Here is a 20,348-nt window from a genome sequence, read left to right on the forward strand (position 1 = left end):
CAGGTTACAAAGATTTATAGTGACGGCAATATAAATTCGAACTCAGAATCGTAAGATCAGTCTTCGTGAAGATCGAATCCACGAATGAAATGACGAAAAGAAACGAAGGTGGCAAACATTGGATAATGAGATTCTGGCGCGCCCCTATCCGTTAAGACGGAACTATAACCTGTTCGTACTACCGATTTTCTTCCTGACGATTTCCGGCCTACTTATTGCCGTCTCAAACGCTCTGTCTGTTAGTGTCGAACGTGCCTATAGTGCACAAACGGCTTCGCTCCATGCCGCGCTGTTCGCGCCGATCTTGGGGAAAGCCAGACACTCGGAGATCGGAAGTGGAGGAAAAGTCAGCGACGCTGACCAGACAAGACAGGCTATCGAAACGGAAGCGAAGGAGCTTGACTTGCTCTGCGCAGTTGCTTTTACCGAAGACGGCAAGGTACTGGCGGCAACCAACGACACATCGTGCATGGCCTCAACGATAAGTCGCATCCCCGAAATATCTGACGGACAGACAGTCTTTCTCGAAGAAGATGGGCCCCCTGTGCATTGGACCGTGCTCAGCAGGGCGCCAGGTATGACAGGGTCTATGTCGGTCTACATCGCCACTTCCGAAAAGGCATCCGCCCGCGAAAAACTTCTCGACAACGATACGATTATTTGGATCGTTATCCTTGGCGTGCCTCTAATAGGAGCACTTTGCCTCTCCACGTATTTCGTCTCACGGGCACAAAATGAAATCGACACACGCACAAACGCCCTGAATGAGGCGCGAAAGTCGCTCGCACATTTTGTTTCCGACAGCACTGAGAAGCGCGTTAGTTCCGGGCGCTCGAGCGCCGAGCGCCTGGCTGCGTCCATCCTGGTCCTCGATATCAGAGACTTCTCCAGTTTTGTCGAACAGGCGAGCGCCGAAGAAGCCGCTGCCCTTGTGTCTGAGGTTGCAAGCCACAGCTTCGCGGCCATCCTCGAACACGGCGGCGATATTGATCGCCTCGTGGGTGACGGGCTTGTCGCCTGGTTCGAAGGATCAGAAAGAAAGACAAACGCCCTCAGGGCGTCGGAGGCAATTCTGACAAGTGTCTCACGGGCGAATTTGCCCAGAGGGATCGGCATAGGACTGCACGACGGCACTGTGATAGAGGCCGTGATCGGAACCGAAATTCGCAAGGATGCAACGATCCTCGGTTCGCCCGTCAACGTTACCGCGCGACTGTGTGCTGCGGCACTACCAGGTGAAATCGTGGCCTCCAGTGAATTTTTCGAGGTGGCGGCAGGGCACGAGTTCAACGTTTCGGCTAGAGGCTCACTTCTGCTGAAGGGTATCGCCAATCCTATCGAGACGATTCGGCTTTCGCTGATGAACCGACGCGTGCTTGTCTAACCCGGCAGTGGCTCAAGTTCGGTTCCGTCATCTTCAACGCCCAGTTTTTCCCGCAGTTCAGGCGTTTCATTCGGGCCTATTTGCTCCTCGCTATTCGAGTCGCTGACGAATGTTAGGGGGAGCATCGCATGCTTGCCTTGTCAACGGCGACCGTATTGACCACCAACGTCCTCAGACGCTCGCAATCGCCTGTTCAAGCAAAGACCGCACGTGCGCCGCGACCGTCTTCAGTTGCTGGTTTTCGATAGCCTGCATCGAGGCCACGGGGTCGATGGCGCTGACCATGATGGCGCCCCCCTCCAGCGATCGTACGATCACGTTGCAAGGCAGCATCGCGCCGACCTTCGGCTCGATCTTCATCGCCTCGAGGGCCATCTTCGGGTTGCACGCACCCAGGATGAGATAGTCCGGTATATCGACGTCGAGTTTCTTATTCATGGTCGCTCGTACGTCGATTTCAGTGAGGACACCGAACCCGTTGCTCGCGAGAGCCGCCTTCGTGGCTGCGACCACCTGATCAAATGGTATTCCGTTGGTCGTCTTATCGAGAGTGTAGGTCATGTTCTTCCTCCATATAAATCGGCTCCTGCCGATTAATCCGCCGGTGTGAGGACCACACAGTAACACTTGATCAATATTCCGCACACCTAGACGGCTGTTCCCACCAAGGCGCCTATGCCTGCTGTCAGCGCCATCGCAAAGGCGCCCCAGAAGGTTACGCGTACCGTGGCCCTCAGCACATTTGCACCGCCTGCCTTGGCACCAATCGCGCCGAGCAGGGCGAGGAACATAAGCGAGGCTACAGAGACCAGCATCACCAGTTGGTTCGGTGGCGCCACCCATACCATTGCGAGTGGCATTATCGCGCCAACCGCGAACGTCAGAGCCGACGTCAGCGCGGCAACGATCGGTCGGGCGGTAGTGATTTCGGAGATGCCAAGTTCTTCGCGGGCATGCGCCTCAAGCGCATCCTTCTGCATTAGTTGCACTGCTACCTGTCGGGCCAGATCAATCTCGACGCCGCGCCTGGTGTAAAGCTGTGCGAGTTCCTCGCGCTCAAGATCGGGCTGGCCGTCAAGCTCAAGCCGTTCGCGGGCGAGATCAGCCTGTTCGGTATCCGCCTGCGAGCTGACCGAGACATATTCTCCAGCCGCCATCGACATCGCACCAGCCACGAGGCCGGCGACGCCGGCGATCAAGATCTCCGAGCTGCCCGCCGCGGAGGCTGCAACGCCGACGATTAAGCTCGCAGTGGATACGATACCGTCATTTGCACCGAGAACGGCGGCTCGCAGCCACCCGATCCGGGAAACGAGATGCGTTTCGCGATGAAGGCCCCTCATGACTTCCTCCAGATTACACCATCTAAGCGGGCTGCAAGAGGGACGGTGTTGGAGATTGTGCCGTATTTGCGGACATTCTTGTGTAAAAGTTCAAGCCGTTGGTCAGTCTCATCGGTATCGACCACGAGTTGGTACTTGACCGAAACGATAAGCGGCGGATCATCCTGTCGAACGGCGTGAAGGACCACCTCGACACCATCAATAGAGAAAGCGAGGGGAGGAATGACGCGCTCAATGCCCTTGATCATACAGGCAGCGATGGACGCGAGCAGAAGTTCGGCCGGATTGAAGGCATCGGCAGCGCCGGACAGTCCCGTGGCAAGCCTGACCTCGGCAGTCTCGGTGCGTGCCACACTCTCCCTAGGATCTATCCGTTGAGCCGAGACCTTGTATCCGAGCATCACTCGTCCTCCATGGCGCAGCCATGTTTAGGAGACCACAAGCCCCACACTATGCTTTGATCACAAACAAAAATTGATCGACATCAATCGAAAAGATCAATGATGGACGTCCGCGTTCGGCTGGTTTGCGCAATAACCGGCCTTTGTTAGTTGTAAAATTCTACAAGCAAGCGGATGCGGTCGCAGCGCCGTCCTCGCCATCCTTTAATCGCTTCATGCGGCGTTTCAATTCAGTCGACAAATTTGTCCGGTGATAGGGCGACATTTTGCGCCACGCCTTGATTTCATCCGCCGTCCGGCCGCAGCCCAAGCACCATTTATTGCGCGGATCGAAGCGGCACAGATCGGTGCAAGGCGACTTATTATTCATCATGAACCTTATTTGAGATAAGCGCGAATGACATCGATCAGTTCGGCCGCGCCTTCTTCACGCTCTTTCTGACTCAGACTTTCGGCGGCCAAGTGCATGCGGATATGATCTTCGATGACTTCGCCCATTAGACCGTTGATGGCACCACGCGCACCCGCGATCGTTTGCATGACTTCGACGCAACCCTTTTCCTCCTCAAGCATCCGCTCGACACCTTCCATCTGCCCGCGAATACGACGTACGCGGTTGATCAGCTTTTGCTTTTCGCGGATGGTATGGCTCATAGGAATGCTCCTTCGGTATAGACGTTTTTGTCAAGCCGCGCGGGTTTCGACCTCCACCGTCACATGCGACAGATCGTGAATGGCCGCAAGCTTTGCGCGGTAGTAGGACGGCGCATGCGGATCATTGACGACGATAGAAACGATGGCTCCGTGGTGGCCGGGCCCGAGTTGCCAGATGTGGAGATCGACGATTTCCGCGCCTTCCTTGACGAGGATTTCCTGTATTTCCTCGGGGAGGTCTTCGCCTTCAGGAACGTAGTCGAGCAGGACGCCGCCCGTATCTCGGATTAATCCCCAGGACCAGCGAGCGATCACAATAGCGCCGACGATACCAATAGCTGGATCAAGCCAGAGCCAGTCATAGAGGCTTCCGAGAACCAGCGCGCCGATCGCCAGAACGGAGGTCAGCGCATCAGCCAGTACGTGGATGTAGGCGGCGCGAAGGTTCTGATCCTGGCCTGCATTGTGCCCGTGTCCGTGAGCATGGCCATGATCGTTTCCGTGATGGTGATCATCCTTGAGGAGCCATGCGCAGACAAGGTTTACGATCAATCCGACCACCGCCACGATGATGGCTTCCCTGAAATTGATCGCTACAGGCGACTGGAAGCGCAGAAAACTTTCCCAGCCGATAAGCACCGCGATTAGCGCCAGGATCACGGCGCTGGCGAATCCTGCAAGGTCGCCGAGCTTGCCAGTGCCGAATGAGAAGCGGCGGTTGCTGGCGTGCTTGCGAGCATAGAGATAGGCCAATGCCGCGATGAGCATGGCCGCAGCGTGCGTGGACATATGCCAGCCATCTGCCGTCAAAGCCATAGACCCGAACATGTTTCCGGCGACGATCTCCACCACCATCATGGTGGCGGTGATACCAATCACTAGCCACGTGCGGCGTTCGTTCCGCAGGTGGTTGTCGCCAAGGAAGAAATGTTCATGGGCGGCGTTGAGCGCACGACCATGGCTGTGATCGTGCGGATGGGGATGGTCGTGCGCATGCCCTTGAGATGAACTCATAGCCTAAACTCCATTTCATATATTATAGGGGGGTATACTATTTGTAAGACGAATACAAACGTTCTGAAATCGGCGGAGTGTTTGTTCTTACAAAGTAGATGACGTCATCAATGACTGCATGGGCGGAATCCAGACACCGCCGATTCGGCGTTGGGAAGACGCTTGACGCCAACACGCAATTTAGAGAACCGCCGGCAAAAATCCGGAAACCGCGACCGATAGCATCCAGCGCGCGAGTCCGCACTTAAACCATTGATCGCCACACTGCCGCCTTGGGCCGTTAGATTTAAACGCCTTGAAGGGATACGAACCATCGCCCCTATTATCACCAGAGCCTACCGACCATCTCGTCCAAACACTTGGACAAGTCTCGCACCAAATCGGAAGGAGTGCGGGCCTATTGTGGCCGGCCGCCAATTAATCAAAGGAATCCTACACCTGTGCGACGATCTCTGTCTTCAGAATCGTCTCGACCGCCGCATAAAGATCAACCGCGGCACCAGGCGCGCGAATGGTCACGATCAGCGAATAGCGCGCCTTCTCGTTGTATCGGTCCAGATACGGCTTTTCCTTCCACCAACCGCCAACTGGATAAATACCGATGGCGTCACGCTCGGCAAGATCAGCCGCCGTTCCCCGCCAGAAATCCGAATGCAGCGATCCGCTGTCGCGGAATGTACCCAATAACCAGCTTTCGCCGACGTTGACGGGTGTACCTTCTTCCTCGTTTCGGGCAGCCTGGTTGATGCGGGCACGGAACTCGTCGACGGATTCCGTGGCTGTTTTCATCTGGAAGCGCAATCCGTGAGAAGCGTATCTGTGACGCCTAGTCCAGCCTCGCTCGCCGGGGTTCGGCTCGATGAAATAGGACAGCGTGACCCGGACCTCGACAGGCTCAGCGCCCAAGGCCAGCAGATTGTCCTTCGGCCAAGGAAGCAGATGAAGCTTCATATCTCTCATTTTGACTGATCCGCTCCCTTCTCGCTGGAAGGGTCGAATGTCGTCCTCGATCATCAAAGTCAGATCGTTATTGGCGGAAAGCAGCGCTCTGCCGAGATTTGGCACGCCGTAACCGTAGCGGCGCAAAATCGATTGCAATTGCGTTTTGTTGCCGTGGCAGGCCGTGACGCGGGCGGCCATCGCAGGTGTCCATTCGGCAGAATGAACCAATAAAGCACGGACAGTCTCGGGCCAGAGCCCCGGCCGGCTGACCATGATCTCTGCCGCGAGCTTGGCAGCTTGCGCGGTTGCGGAACTGGTGTCGCCAATCGTAGAGAAGTAGCGGTTTTCGGGCCGGAAGTGCGTCGTCAGAATGCGCAGGTCATCAATCGGCTCACCAGGATTGACGCCGTCATGCGCCAGGTTCCCGCCCTCCATGACGATGTCCGGCTTGACCGGCCACTGACGATCCCAGGTGACGGAGGTCCTGCTCGCCGGAGACAGTTCTCCAGCGGGCGCGATCGGGGCGTAGCCGGCAAAAGGCGCATCGATAACGTCAACTTTGTTGGTGAAAGCCCCGACGGTGATTGCGTTCCAAGCTTGCGCTGGATCATCTAGCGGTTCGATATCGTTGCGAACCAGGTGATCCGCAGGGCTTAAGTCAACCCGTATGTTTCCAGCAGCTATCAGGATCAACCGCTGCGCATCCGTCTCGAAGCAGAGTTGGTCGATCGAAGCAGACCAGGATGAGGCTCGCCCCCGCGAAGGAGCCGTGCTTGTTATAGCAGTCGCTACGACCCGACTTCTGTGCGGCGCCTGAATCTCGGCTCGAGCAATCGCCTCACCGGTAATCGCGCCGTAGAGATCAGGTCGGTTTTCATCCGCGTCGCCAGGTGGCAGAATTCTAACACTTTCCAGCCGATATTGCAGTTCGACAGCGTCCTCAGAAGCAAGCGGATCAATCAGATCGTTATAAAGTGCTACTCCGGCCATTCGCGTGCCGTGACCCTGCCAAGCTGGCGTGTCGTCGGCGCCCCAAGCCGGATTGATCGTATGCCAATCATCGATCGACAACACCGGCTCGATCAAAGGATGAGTGCGGCGGACCCCGCTGTCCAAAAGGCATATAGCAACGTCACCGGCAGTCTGCGAGACCTGAACGCGACCAGCGAGATCGTCTGTCCAAGCTCTTTGTTCTGCACCTCCAAGACCTGTGAAAAACGCTGGCGTATCTTTTGCCCGGCGCAACTCAGCGATGGTATCGCTGCGAGCAACGACGCGATCCATGGTCACGGTGCTTGCCAACGCCAAGACGACTTCGCGCTCGGGGAACCGGATGGCGTGCTGGCGCAGCTCTATTTCCAAAGCGGCCGCTATGGCTTCAAACTTCTCACGCCTGCCTTCGCGCAACCAGATTTCCCACCACACCGCGAGTTGCTGGTCGGGTGGAAACAGCGCTGCGTCATCCGTGAAGAGAGAACGCGCGGATGCCAGCTGTGCGGTTTCGATCCTTGAAATTAGAGGCTCATTTCGAGGACGCCCTTTGTCGGTGTCCGTCGATCGATACTGCTCAATCTTGTTTAGGAAGTAGTTTTTTGCACGCTCGGGCACAAATACCGAGGCCTTGACGATACCGCCGTCGCCTTCCGGCTCGCGGACTGCGACAACCTCCATTTTTTGTTGTCTGTTCGCGAGCTGGTCGATTGCGGCCCCCTCGGAGGCAGGAAGATCGAACTCGAGATAGAAACCGCGCGTCTCAAAGGCTGTTACCCCGGTTTCGGCAAGCTGCTGCTCTGCCGCCGCGACAGCTCCTCCGACTGCCAACGCCAGCGCCTGGGCATGAGCCTGCCTATTGCGTTGAGGTAGCGCCGGTGGGTCAATTTTCCGGTTTGGGCGCCGGTATGGCTCTGCCGCGCCGTTATCTCTCAGCAGGAAATGCGGGCGATCGCGTGGTCCGGTTGCCATTATGGCCTGTTGCTCGCATCCATAGCTTGGGCAGCCAAGCGGCGCTCGGCAAGCGCGTCAAATATGCTTGCAGCAGTGACCGTGCCCGAATTATCCAGAATGACGGACTTGGCGGCGTCGTCAGCCACACGAGTAATATCTGCCGGCGAAAGGCCGTGTGCCGCGTTCGCGACATCTACCCACGACAGTTCGGGTGTTGCGAAGCGATCAAGCCTGTTACGAAGGATCGCTTCGATGAGTGACACATCCGGAAGCGTGTATTCGATAACGTCGTCGAAACGACGCAAAAGCGCCCGGTCCAGTAGTTCGGGATGGTTCGTCGCAGCGACGATTAAGGCCTGGCTTTCATCCTGTTCTACGAATTGAAGGAAGGAATTGAGCACACGCCGGATTTCTCCGACGTCCTGCCGGTCTCCCCTCTTCGCTCCGATCGCATCAAACTCATCAAAGAGATACACGCCGCGGGTCGCGGTCATGGCATCGAAAACCAAGCGCAACTTCGACGCGGTCTCGCCCATAAACTTTGTGATGAGGCCGTCCAAGAGAATGGTGAACAAGGGAAGATGCAGTTCTCCCGCCAAGGCGCTCGCCGTCATCGTCTTGCCGGCGCCCGGCGGACCGACGAGCAAGATCTTGCGGCGCGGCTGAAGTCCGTGGCTTTGGAGGCTCGCCTGCTGCCGCTGCTCGGCTAAAATACGATCGAGACGTTGGCGAAGGGGTTGTGCCAGAACCATGTCTGTTAGGCGGATGTCGGGGTAACGGGCACTCAGCAGACCGGCGAGTTCACCCTTCGGCTGCACAAGTACGATCGCCCCGCCCGCCCGGCGCATGCTCGGCTGGCGCGTCTTTGCTGTATCAACGAGATCTTTAACCTCCTGCGCCAGCTTACCATGCCCCTGCCGCGCCTCATGGGCGGCCAACTGGAGAGCCGTCGACAGGAAACGGTCCTCATCGCCGGCGATGTGGCTTTTCAGAAGAGTCACAATGTGGCGAGCGGTGGTCATCGTAATCTGCCGTTTCGTTCTGCTTTTGGACTATCAGCTGCAGCGCAATTTGCAACGCAATTCCCCCAAGGTTAACAACCAATCCCTTACTATACCGTTCCGCGGAACTAAGTGACGGTCTAGCGGCCCCGCCCCGAAGTTAGCATAACCTTTTTATGTCTGCCGGTCAGAACTCATAAAATCCCCCACGCCCGAAACCTTCCCCTGCCCGTCATCTCGCGAAGACCGAGCTCCTGCACGATGCGCCTCGCTCCTTGAGGCGTGACCTCAAGCGTCTTCGCCACCATCCCGGCCGAGATCAACGGCCGCGCCATGACCAACTCGACCAGCTCCGGCAGCCTGGACGACGTTCGCCGTCCCTCCAGCTTGCGCATCATCATCTGCCGCGCCAGCACCAACCGGTCATGCTCCTTGAGCCCCGTCTCGGCGGAGATTGTCAGCGCCCTTGCTATCGCCAGCAACCGCGTCTCACGGTCACGATGCCGGCGCCGCTCGACCGGAATGGCCTTGAGCCCGAGATTGATCGCTGCGTGATGACCGCCAGTGGTAACGCCGCCCTCGCGCAGGACCGAGGCGGCGAGCAAACGCCCGAGCCAAGGCGCATGCTGGAGGACAGCGATCTGGTTCCAGGCATCCAGCGCCACGATTGCCTGCAGGACCGGCGGCAAGTCCTGGGCACGCGCGAGCACGGCCCGCCACTCCTCCAGCCGCTCGTCCTCATCCCAGTCGAGGTCATAAACGAACGGATCCTTTTCCGGAGCGTTTTTGGCGCTCCCCGGCTTCTTCGCCTCTTCGATCGCGACCCCGGATCGGGCGAGTACTGCATCGATCGCTGCAAACGCATCACCCAGACCATCAATCTCGGGATCTTCCGCATCCCCTATCTCGGCCGGAGCGTCGCTCACCTCAACACTGCCATCCCGCACCCCCTCCCTGTCTCCACCCAATGATGCTCCGGCCCACGACCGGCCGCGGAGGGAGGCGAGGCCTTGATCAGAGAGGGCCCAGGCGGGGGGATGGGCGGCGATGCGACGGCGAGTTTTCAGGATGTCGCGGGCAATGGTGAGTTCATGGGTGGGAGCACGGATATCCCGGAGCGCGTCATGCAGGACGAGGTCTTCGAGATGAACGAGTTCACCGTCGACCCAGAGCGAGGCATGCGCGTCGAGGAAATGCGACCGCTCGAGAAAGCCCTCGCCGACGGGGGAGCGGGCAATGCGCTCGTCGAGACGGGCAAGAGCAACAGCGGCCTCGGAGATCGGCCGCAGCAGGCTGTGGATGGGCAATTTGGCGAGATCGTAAGACATTGAATTTATGGTAAATGATTTGTTAAGCGAAAGCTATATCCGCAATAGCGTTCTGTACTCCTCACAGCTATGCCGATGGTCTATGACCTCCGATAAGTAACCCTTATCGATGATAGATTGATCTGACGCCGCAAATCACCAAAAGTGGCCTCCGTCACGGGCCTGAAACACGCCAGAACCGCCCGTTTTTGGAGCCAAAATGCCGCCTGTGCAAAAATCCGCCATCGAACGCCGCACCGAGGAACTCGACACGATTGCAGCCGTCCTGCCGATCGAGCGCCGCGACGAGCTCGCCGAGCTGTTGAGCGATCAGGATGTCGAGACGCTGCGCCATCTCGTCAACCAGGGCATGGGCGACAATACCCTTCGGGCACTGACGTCTGATCTGGCTTATCTCCAAGCCTGGGCGCTGACGGCGACGGGAAAATCGCTGCCCTGGCCGGCGCCCGAAGCCCTCCTCCTGAAATTCGTTGCCCATCACCTGTGGGATCCGCAACGGCGCGAAACCGATCCCGATCACGGCATGCCGGCCGACATCGACGAGGCGTCACGACACGAAAGTGTTGGATCTGTCCGACTTTTGAGAACGTATGGTGATCACGCTGCGAGGATAGATGTTTCGCGCCGCAATGGCCTGAGATCAACGCCGTCTGTTGGGGTCCAGATGTAATCGCCGGTGAGACTGATGTGCTGCCAGCCGAGTGGGGTAATGTGTTTGATGATGTCAAGCGGCGTGGGAATGCCCTCGCGGTTGAGCTCGGCGAACGCCGGTTCGAGATAGAGTGTGTTCCAGTAGACGATGGCGTTGATTAGCAGGTTCAGTCCAGATGCTCGGTAGAACTGGCTCTCGAAAGTCCGGTCGCGCAATTCTCCGAGGCGATTGAAGAACAGTGCGCGGGCCAAGGTGTTCTGGGATTCGCTCTTGTTGAGGCCGGCCGTCGCGTTCCTGCGCATTTCGGGGTTCTGCCACCACTGGGGCAGAAAGATGGACCGATTGATGCGACCGAGATCGCGTAGCGCCAACGCCAGTCCGTTCTGGCGTGGGAATGCGGACAGCTTTGCCAACAGGGTCGAAGGCCGAACCTGCCCGGAACGGATCGTCGTGACCAGCCGCAGGATGTCGTTCCAGTTTGCCTTGATCCGCTCGACGTTGATGTGCTCGCCAACGAGCGGCGCCAGGTTTTCGGGAGGCGCGTCGCCCGGGAAGAGATAGAGCTTGCGATCCTTGAGACCGCGCAGCCGAGGCACAATCTGGAAACCAACGAGATGGCAAAGGGCGAAGCTCATATCGCTTACCCCGCCGGTATCGACATAGTGGGTTTCGATGGCGAGATCGCTGCCATGATAGAGCAGTCCATCGAGGACATAGATGGCTTCGCTCGCATTGGCATTCATGGCGATGATGTAGAAAGCGCCGTACTGGTCAGAGGTGAACCGGTAGAATTTGGCGCCGGGGTTGGGACCATAGCGGCCGTTGAGGTCGCCGATCGCCTCGGCGTGTCCGCCCGCCGGAAAATACTGGCCATCGGAGGATGACGTTGTTCCATCGCCCCACAAGCTTGCCAGAGGCAATTGCCTCTGGGCGTTGACGAGAATGGCGTGCGCGGCCGTGTAACCTTCCTCGCGAATATGCCAGTCGTGCGCCCAGGCGAGTTGGCGCATCGTAATGCCGGGGGAAACGTCCGCCATTCTCGTGAGACCGAGATTGATGCCGTCCGCCAGGATGGCGGTGAGGAGCGCAAGCTTGTTGTCGGCCGTCCGACCGCTGCGCAAATGGGTAAAGGCGTTCGAAAATTCCGTTCGGGCGTCAACCTCGAGCAAAAGGTCAGTGATGCGGATCGCAGGCAGACGGCTTTCCACCTTTAGCTTCAGCGACTTGGCGATATCCGGAAACATAGCCTTGTGCGGCGTGACGCTAAACCCCGCCCCGGTCAGTTCTACATCGTCGAGCTCGCCGGCTGCGGCCAGACGCGAGAGGTCAGCCAGTCCATCGTTCAGCAGCTGGCGCTGTTGGCGAAGATAAGTCTCGACATCGGTATCAACGGCGATTGGAAGCGCTCCTTCCTCACGCATCAGCTCGAATGTCGGCGTGGGAATGAGAAAGCTTTCGAAAGACTGGAAGCGTTTGGCTCCTTCCACCCAGATATCGCCCGCATCGAGCCGGCGCTTCAATTCGCTGAAAAGGCAAAGCTCATAAGCCCTGCGATCAATCTTTCCATCTTTGAGTATGAGAGGCATCCAGCCCTTCGGCGCAAAGGAGATCGGTGCCTTGTCGGGTATGGTCCTTTTGCCCGTACGATATAGACCCGCGACCACGGATAGCGCCCGCAAGAGGTTCGCCGCCACTGCGTGACCGCGGAACACGAGAGTGGAGAGAAACTGTGGCGCCAGTTTCCTGATCGTCGGATAGCGCTGGAGCATTTCGATTTTACCGTCGATAACATCCGGCGCGATCAGCGTATCAACCGCCTGGACACTGGTTGCAAAAGCTGGCCATTGGATGACCAGATCAAGCGCTTTGGCCATGTCCTCACCCTTCTCTCTGGCCTTGATGATCGCATGGCAGACTTTTGAAACGTCCTTCAACGGCGTCTGCACTTCCCGAACGGATCGGGTGACGCGAGCAGCCGCCTGGTTATTGGCTCGCCGCGTCAGGATGCCCATGAGTTTCTTGAACATGTCGATCGCGCAATCGGTGAGATGGCGGGAAAGGTGGAGCACTGTTGCAGCCAGGACAGCATGTCGGCGTTCGGTGTTAAGGTCGCGCAGATGCTGCGCGCTCATTCGCGTCCCCTCTGCAGCAAATTCGTCAAAGACCTTGGCCGGAATTCGATCCATCAACGTCGTCGGCAGGTTCAGAGACCGGAGAAAACGAATGCGCTCGGCAATTCTGTCGAGGTTGACGGCGGCTGGCGACAATGCCGGCGTTCTCGCCCAGGCAAGAATGGTCACGCTTGTCCCCTCACGCGGATCGAGAAGCTTGTCCAGATCGAGCTTTTGGCCTTCTGAGATCCCGCCGGCCAAGGCCCGATGAGCAATACGAATGCCGCGCCTGATTGCCACATGAATGATGGCTTCGAGCGCTGGCCGCGCTGGCAAAAGAATTCTCCTGCGTCGCAGTTCTTCCACGACCATATCCGCCAATACATCGGCCTGGCGCAGGGTTTGCGCGGCAGGTGTCAGCCAGCCTGTGAGTGCCCGCACGTCCGAAGGCACAAACGGACGCATCTGCATTCTGTAGAAAAGCAGGGCCAGATGCTCGCGCCGCGTCTGTGGGCGCTCGAAATAACGTTCGATCTCATGGTGATCGACGCCGATCTGCCGCGCCAGAAATCGTAAGACGCCAGCCGGCAGGACCTCGCCATCCGCAAGCGGTCGGCCAGGGTATCGTAGCGTGGCCAGAACACAGGCGAGGCCCAGTCTGTTCGCGGCCTTGTTCTGTCGCATGATCAGGTCGAGATCCGATCGATCCAGCGTATAATGTTTGGCGATCTCCCTTTCGTTATCCGGGATGATCGTCGCCTGTTGCCACCATGCCTCGCTCAGTAATGCTCTTCGCGCCATTCACTGATCTTCCCGTTTCGCCGCGGAGAGTGCAGCGAAACGGAAAATGCGTGTCCGACAAACGAACGTTTCGCGGCATCCACAGTTCTTGTCCGCAAACCTTGTCATGAAACGGCAAATCGGACAATGTCCGAATTCAACGGAAAAACGGACAAACCACGTCTCATGACCTCTATCGGCTATGCAAGGGTCTCCACCGGCGAGCAGGACACCGCCCTGCAACTCGACGCTTTGCGCAAAGCAGGTTGTGAAAGGCTGTTCGAGGATAAGGCATCCGGCGTGAAGACTGACCGCCCCGGATTGGCTGAGGCGATCCGCTACGTTCGCGACGGCGACACGCTCACAGTCTGGAAGCTCGACCGCCTCGGCCGGTCGATGAAGCACCTCATCGAGATCATCACCGAACTGGAGGCCAAAGGCGTCGGCTTCCGATCCATCACCGAAAACATCGACACCACGACATCCGGCGGTCGCCTGGTCTTCCACCTGTTCGGCGCGCTGGCACAGTTCGAGCGCGATCTGATCCGGGAACGAACACGTGCCGGTCTGCAAGCCGCAGAGGAACGCGGCCGACGCGGTGGCCGACAAGTCGTCGTAACCCCGGACAAACTTGCCAAAGCCCGCCAGCATCTGGCGGCCGGTTTGAACGTCCGGGAAGCCGCGGCCCGCGTGAAAATAGGGAAAACCGCCCTCTACGAAGCTCTCAAGGCCGAAAAAGCAACGACAACCACGGTCAAACCAACCTGAGTTCCGGATACGTTCTTAAAAGTCGGACAGATTCGCCACTTTCGTGTCGTGACGCCTCTTTGGAGGGATTAGCTCCCGCCTCCGAGAGCAACGGACTGCACCCAACCGACGAAGATGCCGACAATGCCGATCACGCCAGCGATACACGCTGCCATGAACGATCCGCCAGCACTGTGACGGCTCTGCTCGTTGTTGACGGCATCCCACCACTTGTAGAGCGAATAGAGCGCAAACATGATGGAGAGCGCACTGCCAGCGTACAGGAACGTCGAGCCAACATTGTTCAAGCCCGATTGGGCATCGTCCGGGTTCAGACGAGAACTGGCTGCGGCCGACTGCGCCTGTTTCTGGAAATCGAGCGGCGCTTTGGGGTCTGCCCCCTGTGCGAACGCCCATGTCGTCAACGCAAAGTAGGATACACTCGCAGTAGCAAGTGCCCCATAATATTTGTCCTTCACAGCCGTCATGGCCGAACTGACTCCGCTCATTCCCATCTCCTTTTCATCCCTGTTTCGGGGGCGAACAATCGATTTCGGTAATACTACAACCCACTGGCATTCACAACATATCAGATAACGTTTTCGTTGTGAAATGCAAAGCTGACATTCTTATTCCGCTGCTTGCTGGTACGAGTATTGTGCATCGTACTGCATGACCTCATCCGCCAGCACCTTTGCGAGTGAACCATTGTTCCGCTTTTTCGAACGTGCGATCTCATTCCATCGCGAAATTGCGGTTCCCTCTGGAAAGCGCCGGGCGAGGATATCGAGTGCCCGATCCAGCGGGACACGACGATAGATTTCATCACGAACGGCTCGATCCTCCGCTTTCGTGGAAAGTGCCCAAAGCATCCGCACTCCGAGAGCATTCTTGAAGATCACCCAACGCTTCTCGTCGTTTCGCAGCTTATACATCACCAGCACGTTCGCGCCCTTCGAAGGGTCCGAAGGATCAGGACCGTTCACATATGTCGTCAACGCCTTATCGATGGCTTCTGTACCGCCAAGCTCTTCAATGATCTTTCTGCGGGCTTCCTGCGAATCCGAGTTCAAAATCATGATTGTGGTGGCCTGCGACGTGAGGCCACGGAAATCGCCTAGCTCCTGACTGACCAAGCAAACTTCAAGATTCCACTTACGACCTGTACGGCAATCATGCCAGACCACCTCGTTAATGGTGTCGATAGTGCCGGTTAGATGGTATTCGTCCATCATCAGGCGCTTCGGGGTCTCGGCGATTGTCTGGAACTGCCGTGTCCAATAATCCTCATAGAGCGTCCGAATGGCCTCATCTTGTGGGAAGGTCATGGCGCGGATGTCATCTTTGTCGCCAGCGATCTTTGCCATGAACAACTGTCGCGTCATGAGGAACATCAGGGTGTTTTTCCGGCTCAACTCATCATTGAGCGAGCCGACCGTCAGAAGGTCTTGAAGATCGACGGCCATGACTCGAGCAGCGCCGGTTTCCATCGTGGTATGGCTGGCGAACATCGGATAGGCGGCTTCCAGCGCTTCCAGATAGCGTTGCAGCTTTTCGAGCATCGCATCGCCGAAGTCTTTCTTCATTTGCGGCTCTGCAATGATGGTCGCAATATCCTTGAAGCGGGGCGCTGCGTAGCGTTGCGCCCTCGAAGCCATCTCAGGCATTCCACGCCGCATAAACTCGTCCACGAGCGTCCAGTAGCGCGTTTTGTCGCTCAAAACGATACCAGCGGCAGTGGCGGCATCATTCAGAACCGGATCAAGGTTCGCCTGCCAACGGTTAGGACGTGAATCGATGCTGAGATCGCTCTTCACCTCGTAAACGCGGGAAATAATGCGCGTCATCAGCTCGGGAAGCAGATCCTCCTTCATCGGGATCGCTGTCAAAAGGAAGTTCTTCAGGTAAACCCTCTCGCGGTCGAGGGGGCTACGTGACCCAAGCGAAATGTCGAAGGGATTAACCGCCCACTCGGCCGTGTTTTTCGGCCGAACATACAAAACCTCATTCTGCCGCTCAGGCGGAAGCAGCTCCTTCAGCAAGTTCATGCAGCCGCTCGATGACACACCCACGTCTGCGATCATCATGAAAGGCAATTCACTGCCTGACCTATAGGCCATCAGATCAAAATTCATCCGGTTGAAAAGGACCGACTTACCCGAACCTGTACCGGCGCTGCCAAGCGTGAGCCATGCTGGCTGCTCAGGGGCGAAAGCCCTGTGAGGCAGAAGGGACCCATCCAAGCCCGTGAAAAGGCTATCCCCGGCTTGGAAAACCGGCGCTGTGCGGTGCAGAGGCATGATGACCGACAAGTCGGAAACCGGCGCAAGCACTCCGCGCCATCCTTTCGATGTGGCATTCATACCGGCGACAGTCTCGGCGAGCACCCGCACCGGATTTGCGGGACTGTCCGAAACCGAACAATCTCCCCAAGACTGGATATCCACCAGAAGACGCGAGGCGCGCGTGGGAAGCAGCTCTTGCCGCTCATGCGGCTCGATCCATGTCGCAGCTTCCAGATTGGCCTTCACAACGGCTTCTGTATCCGAACCTAGCGCCTGCGTTACGAGCTGAAGATTCTGGCCGAGAAGTTTTGTCGTGGAATTGAAGATGCCCAAGAGCTGCGCAGCAACCTGCCGCAGCCCGATAGAGCGCCGATCCGCGTGATTAAGCGATTCCAGATGCAGAGTGACCCGGTACGGCATTTTTTCCGACCGCAGGCGCGAAACAAGTATGTTGAACGGCCGGAGATTCTTCGGGAAGCGATGAACCTGACAAACCGAAAAGGTGCGCGGCCCCCACTTAATTTGACGCATATCTTGGGAAACGACAGGAGCTGACGAGAGAATCTGCTTTGCCAGCGGCTGCGCGAAGAAGTCTGACACATCGCTATCAAACGTTTTTTTGATCGGCGGATATTTCACAGCGCCGGGTTCGTGAGGCAACCAGTCATCTGGCGTCTCATGATAAAAGATGCCCTGCCTGATTGCCGCTATGTCCGGTCGCGATCCATCTTCCTTCGGTCGCATGATCTCGGCCATGACGCCACACCGTCTTAAGGCCGAAAGGACGCTCTGGACATAGGCCATGTGCGGGCCTTCCAGCCCTTTTAGCTCAATGAAGGGGTCCATTGCCGACCGCATCGCCGGCAGCTCGCTACGGGCCTCATCGTTGGCCTTTTTTTGCATCATCATTTCACGCTGCGGCCCTGCTACCGGCCGTGACGTGAGGGCCATTATAACCCGCTCATTGACCGCCCTTTTCAGGATAACATCGCGCGTTTCCCGCAGGATCGTATCGATCCGCAACTGTTTCAGCTCGGCATTATGTCGGGCGCGGTCAAGATGCTCATCAACCACCTTCTCGGCATTGTAGGAGCATTCATATGAAATCGACATGTTATGGCCGGGCGTCTTCATTACCTGCGCCAACTCGGCCGAAAAAATGTCGACCATACGATCCGCAAATTCGACTTCCGATGTGATCGAGCGAATCCCCTTGATCTCGATCAGAGTGATGTCGGAGCCATCATGTGCAAATATGACGGGACGCGGGGTGTCTGGATCGAAGCCGCTCAAATCACAAAACTGGTCAGCATTCCGGTTGAACATGCTCATGTGCGGTCCCTCGGGGTAAAGCGATACAGGAAGCCGCCTAAATCGGCGTCATCAGGTAAATTCTCAAAATCTGTGTTGAACGTGCTGGAAGCGAAACCTTCGGCGATCCGAACTCGATGTTCCAAAGATTCATCAATCGCACTGAGAGCATTAGGAAACTGGTTGCTTGCCGCCAGCCCGCGCACCCGGTCTATCAGTGCTGTCATAGCCTCACTGCCCTGCAACTCGGGCAGAAAGGCAATCTTGGACGGCTCTTTGTTCGTCGCCATGGTCCGTTACTCCATCGATGGCGTTGGCCTCTGGCCAAACGACTGGCGAACCGAATTCTGCTGTCCGAAATCGACCTGGCTACGGTTGGCGCGCTGTAGTTTCTCCTGTGCGTCTTCAATCTGGTTTGCCGCCTGCAGAACCTCTTTTGGAGGCGAGGCGAGGCGCGATCTAACAGCCGCCAGATGCCCTCCCGCGTGCGGTCCACACCGTTCAAGACGTTCAGATAACCCTTTGACAACTTGCGGGCCGGTCTCGTTCTGCAACTTGGCCCATGCGGTTTTCATTGCCTCGCCATAAGCGCCAGCATCGCCCATTGCCCGCATTCGGGCTTCCATGGGTCGAGACGGATCGGAGGCTGCGGCAGCAGCAGCAGACGCCTTATTTCCAAGCTGGATGATCTCATCCATCTGTTTCGTAAGGGCCGTATTGGCCTCACCAGCGGCACGGCGGGCTTCAACCATCGCCTCACCCGGAGCAAGTGCGCGACGGGAATTGGGTCCATGCTCTCGGAGCCGAATTTCATTGTCGATGATGCCATTCACCGCCAGATTACTCTTCATCCGGAGGGACGGCGAAAGCTCTTCCATGCGGCTATAGGCTTTAAGCGTGCGCTCCATCACATCTTTCGCGGCAGCGCGTTCCTCCAAGCCTTTGATTTTCAGGACCGTAGGCTCTGGCACCTTCCGATAAGGCTGGCCGTGCTGATCTACGATCCTCTGCGAGAGTGCTTGCCGCTCGATGAGCGTGAAATTGCGTTCGACCTTTTCGAGCGCTCGCGCATGAGCGGCGGCATAACCCGGCTGCACGATATCTTCCAGCGCTTCCTCTGCCGTCAGCTTGCCGCTCGAAACGGCATTTGCAGCGTTGACGAAGGCTGTCTTCATGCCACCGTCTTCCACCCACTGATCGGCGACGTTCGCAAGACGATGAATGCGGTCTGTGGGAGCAAAAATGTTTTTATCGACCCATATGCGATCAAGATCGACAGTCAGATGATCCGTCAGTCGGCGAAGAGAGCCATCAGAAGCTTGAATCGATAGATCGGCCGGGAGCCTGTGCGCGGCCGGATATGCCTTACTGGCGCGTTTGTCTTGCACCTTTGCGCCGGTCGCAACGAATTTCGAATTCTCTGGTATGATACCAGCAGCCCTTGCGTTCTCGATCAGCACCAGTGCGGCATAGGTCTGCTGCAATCGGCCCTCTGCATGGCGCTCAAGCGCTCCAATTGGAAAACTATCGCCCGTCCGAACCACATCCTGATAAAGCTCGCGGAACATCTCGACTGAATCGGGCTTGGCGTCGTGAATTACCCGGCGTTCCCGCGAAGGTTCGAGGCTTTTGCTGGCCGCATAGGTCTGCTGTAGCTCGATGCTATGGCCGATCTGGATCGGGTTTTCCCAACTGCCCGGAACGGGTTCTGGATTTTTCATGGCATCTCCTTCGACGGTAGATTGGGGTCGGGCCTCGCCGCTCGCCGCGTACCTCAGTTGCTGCTCGATGCTGTGGCCGATCTGGATCGGATTTTCCCAACTGCCGGGCACATTCTGCCGCGCATCTTCCATCGCAGCCTTCCGTTCAACCATGCGAGCGAAAAGCTCCGCATTGCTCTGAGCGGCCTGCTCGACATATCCGTTACCGTCATCGTGAAGTGCCATCAGCCGCTGCCAAGCCGCATCAACTCTACGCTCGATGTCAGCGCGAGCACTCTCCCGCCATCCCTGATCTTCCCCATCAGCATTGTACATGTACGAGCCTGTCTCAGCGTCGTAAGACGGTTCAGGACGCTCGATGTCGGTAGACGACTGATAAAGGGAATCGATTTCTTCCAGAATGCCGTTGACCACGGCTACATTCTGTTCGCCAAAAGCCTCAACGGCCCGCTCATACGCGCGAACCTCACTTTCCTCGTCAAATCCATCGTCAAGGAAACCGTATTCCGTGGGATATCGCTTCGCATGATCGAGCACATAGCGATTGCCGGATCTCGCCTCCGCCTTCGCGGCGACAACGGCGTCGTGAAGCTTAATGACCGCTTCATCCCTCGTGGTTGCGTTGAGCGCCGGTTCTGTGACATGCGACCTTGCCGATGCTAGTTCGGCAAGAACATGCTTTCCTCGTTCGACCTCTTCCCGGTTTTCTGGCTCTAACGCCATGGGCAGA

General features: G+C 57.4%; 16 protein-coding genes and 1 pseudogene. 3 read left to right on the forward strand and 14 right to left on the reverse strand.

Annotation, left to right across the window (positions count from 1 at the left end; genetic code table 11):
* Window positions 1–118: 118 nt before the first annotated feature.
* Complete coding sequence (locus tag ShzoTeo12_RS26465) at window positions 119–1,384, forward strand: adenylate/guanylate cyclase domain-containing protein (RefSeq protein ID WP_130519695.1); 1,266 nt, start codon at window positions 119–121, stop codon at window positions 1,382–1,384.
* A gap of 171 nt (window positions 1,385–1,555) precedes the next feature.
* On the opposite strand, the gene ShzoTeo12_RS26470 is transcribed toward ShzoTeo12_RS26465, so the two are convergent.
* The 9 genes from ShzoTeo12_RS26470 to ShzoTeo12_RS26510 form a co-directional block, all read right to left on the reverse strand.
* Window positions 1,556–1,945 carry a DUF302 domain-containing protein gene (locus ShzoTeo12_RS26470; protein ID WP_130519697.1) on the reverse strand — a complete coding sequence of 130 codons (390 nt, stop codon included), beginning with the start codon at window positions 1,943–1,945 and terminating at the stop codon, window positions 1,556–1,558.
* A gap of 86 nt (window positions 1,946–2,031) precedes the next feature.
* On the reverse strand, window positions 2,032–2,727 hold the full coding sequence (locus ShzoTeo12_RS26475; RefSeq protein WP_130519699.1) for a VIT family protein: 696 nt from the start codon (window positions 2,725–2,727) through the stop codon (window positions 2,032–2,034).
* Window positions 2,724–3,128 (reverse strand): OsmC family protein, encoded by a 405-nt coding sequence (locus ShzoTeo12_RS26480; protein ID WP_130519701.1) that lies wholly within the window; start codon window positions 3,126–3,128, stop codon window positions 2,724–2,726. Before ShzoTeo12_RS26480 ends, ShzoTeo12_RS26475 begins: the two co-directional genes overlap by 4 nt.
* Window positions 3,129–3,288: 160 nt before the next feature.
* Window positions 3,289–3,501 carry a DUF1289 domain-containing protein gene (locus ShzoTeo12_RS26485; RefSeq protein WP_165909439.1) on the reverse strand — a complete coding sequence of 71 codons (213 nt, stop codon included), beginning with the start codon at window positions 3,499–3,501 and terminating at the stop codon, window positions 3,289–3,291.
* Window positions 3,502–3,506: 5 nt separating this feature from the next.
* On the reverse strand, window positions 3,507–3,782 hold the full coding sequence (locus tag ShzoTeo12_RS26490; protein WP_052820499.1) for a metal/formaldehyde-sensitive transcriptional repressor: 276 nt from the start codon (window positions 3,780–3,782) through the stop codon (window positions 3,507–3,509).
* Between the two features lie 30 nt (window positions 3,783–3,812).
* A complete protein-coding gene (dmeF, locus tag ShzoTeo12_RS26495) occupies window positions 3,813–4,796 on the reverse strand; it encodes a CDF family Co(II)/Ni(II) efflux transporter DmeF (protein ID WP_130519703.1) in 984 nt (327 codons plus the stop codon).
* Between the two features lie 432 nt (window positions 4,797–5,228).
* Complete coding sequence (locus ShzoTeo12_RS26500; RefSeq protein WP_130519705.1) at window positions 5,229–7,700, reverse strand: S8 family peptidase; 2,472 nt, start codon at window positions 7,698–7,700, stop codon at window positions 5,229–5,231.
* Complete coding sequence (locus ShzoTeo12_RS26505; protein ID WP_097143403.1) at window positions 7,700–8,704, reverse strand: AAA family ATPase; 1,005 nt, start codon at window positions 8,702–8,704, stop codon at window positions 7,700–7,702. Before ShzoTeo12_RS26505 ends, ShzoTeo12_RS26500 begins: the two co-directional genes overlap by 1 nt.
* Before the next feature lie 173 nt (window positions 8,705–8,877).
* Complete coding sequence (locus ShzoTeo12_RS26510) at window positions 8,878–10,020, reverse strand: RHE_PE00001 family protein (protein ID WP_165909441.1); 1,143 nt, start codon at window positions 10,018–10,020, stop codon at window positions 8,878–8,880.
* A gap of 190 nt (window positions 10,021–10,210) precedes the next feature.
* Here ShzoTeo12_RS26510 and ShzoTeo12_RS26515 point away from each other — a divergent pair.
* Window positions 10,211–10,615: pseudogene (locus ShzoTeo12_RS26515) on the forward strand (integrase); the annotation flags it as partial.
* On the opposite strand, the gene ShzoTeo12_RS26520 reads toward ShzoTeo12_RS26515, so the two are convergent.
* Window positions 10,609–13,575, reverse strand: a complete 2,967-nt coding sequence (locus tag ShzoTeo12_RS26520) for a Tn3 family transposase (RefSeq protein WP_130519709.1) — start codon at window positions 13,573–13,575, stop codon at window positions 10,609–10,611. The pseudogene ShzoTeo12_RS26515 and the gene ShzoTeo12_RS26520 sit on opposite strands and share 7 nt — an antisense overlap.
* A 165-nt stretch (window positions 13,576–13,740) precedes the next feature.
* Here ShzoTeo12_RS26520 and ShzoTeo12_RS26525 point away from each other — a divergent pair, with 165 nt between their 5' ends.
* Window positions 13,741–14,322: a recombinase family protein gene (locus ShzoTeo12_RS26525; protein ID WP_109614887.1), complete on the forward strand. Its 582-nt coding sequence runs from the start codon at window positions 13,741–13,743 to the stop codon at window positions 14,320–14,322.
* A gap of 68 nt (window positions 14,323–14,390) precedes the next feature.
* Here the strand turns inward: ShzoTeo12_RS26525 and ShzoTeo12_RS26530 are convergent, their stop codons facing one another.
* The 4 genes from ShzoTeo12_RS26530 to ShzoTeo12_RS26545 all read right to left on the reverse strand — a co-directional run bounded on the left by ShzoTeo12_RS26530 (window position 14,391) and on the right by ShzoTeo12_RS26545 (window position 20,341).
* On the reverse strand, window positions 14,391–14,810 hold the full coding sequence (locus ShzoTeo12_RS26530) for a hypothetical protein (protein ID WP_130519711.1): 420 nt from the start codon (window positions 14,808–14,810) through the stop codon (window positions 14,391–14,393).
* 120 nt (window positions 14,811–14,930) lie between these two features.
* Entirely contained in the window at window positions 14,931–17,918 is a 2,988-nt protein-coding gene (locus tag ShzoTeo12_RS26535; protein WP_130519713.1) for a hypothetical protein, read from the reverse strand.
* Complete coding sequence (locus ShzoTeo12_RS26540) at window positions 17,915–18,187, reverse strand: hypothetical protein (RefSeq protein ID WP_130519715.1); 273 nt, start codon at window positions 18,185–18,187, stop codon at window positions 17,915–17,917. The genes ShzoTeo12_RS26535 and ShzoTeo12_RS26540 overlap by 4 nt, the downstream gene beginning before the upstream one ends.
* Window positions 18,188–18,193: 6 nt before the next feature.
* Entirely contained in the window at window positions 18,194–20,341 is a 2,148-nt protein-coding gene (locus ShzoTeo12_RS26545) for a hypothetical protein (RefSeq protein WP_130519718.1), read from the reverse strand.
* Window positions 20,342–20,348 lie beyond the last annotated feature (7 nt).

Origin of the sequence: Shinella zoogloeoides (assembly GCF_033705735.1) — a bacterium.
GTDB lineage: Bacteria > Pseudomonadota > Alphaproteobacteria > Rhizobiales > Rhizobiaceae > Shinella > Shinella zoogloeoides_A.

Coding starts and splice junctions, on each gene's coding strand:
- ShzoTeo12_RS26470 (WP_130519697.1), bottom strand. CDS start 1,945: ATGACCTACACTCTCGATAAGACGACCAACGGAATACCATTTGATCAG.
- ShzoTeo12_RS26475 (WP_130519699.1), bottom strand. CDS start 2,727: ATGAGGGGCCTTCATCGCGAAACGCATCTCGTTTCCCGGATCGGGTGG.
- ShzoTeo12_RS26480 (WP_130519701.1), bottom strand. CDS start 3,128: ATGCTCGGATACAAGGTCTCGGCTCAACGGATAGATCCTAGGGAGAGT.
- ShzoTeo12_RS26485 (WP_165909439.1), bottom strand. CDS start 3,501: ATGATGAATAATAAGTCGCCTTGCACCGATCTGTGCCGCTTCGATCCG.
- ShzoTeo12_RS26490 (WP_052820499.1), bottom strand. CDS start 3,782: ATGAGCCATACCATCCGCGAAAAGCAAAAGCTGATCAACCGCGTACGT.
- dmeF (WP_130519703.1), bottom strand. CDS start 4,796: ATGAGTTCATCTCAAGGGCATGCGCACGACCATCCCCATCCGCACGAT.
- ShzoTeo12_RS26500 (WP_130519705.1), bottom strand. CDS start 7,700: ATGGCAACCGGACCACGCGATCGCCCGCATTTCCTGCTGAGAGATAAC.
- ShzoTeo12_RS26505 (WP_097143403.1), bottom strand. CDS start 8,704: ATGACCACCGCTCGCCACATTGTGACTCTTCTGAAAAGCCACATCGCC.
- ShzoTeo12_RS26520 (WP_130519709.1), bottom strand. CDS start 13,575: ATGGCGCGAAGAGCATTACTGAGCGAGGCATGGTGGCAACAGGCGACG.
- ShzoTeo12_RS26525 (WP_109614887.1), top strand. CDS start 13,741: ATGACCTCTATCGGCTATGCAAGGGTCTCCACCGGCGAGCAGGACACC.
- ShzoTeo12_RS26530 (WP_130519711.1), bottom strand. CDS start 14,810: ATGAGCGGAGTCAGTTCGGCCATGACGGCTGTGAAGGACAAATATTAT.
- ShzoTeo12_RS26535 (WP_130519713.1), bottom strand. CDS start 17,918: ATGAGCATGTTCAACCGGAATGCTGACCAGTTTTGTGATTTGAGCGGC.
- ShzoTeo12_RS26540 (WP_130519715.1), bottom strand. CDS start 18,187: ATGGCGACGAACAAAGAGCCGTCCAAGATTGCCTTTCTGCCCGAGTTG.
- ShzoTeo12_RS26545 (WP_130519718.1), bottom strand. CDS start 20,341: ATGGCGTTAGAGCCAGAAAACCGGGAAGAGGTCGAACGAGGAAAGCAT.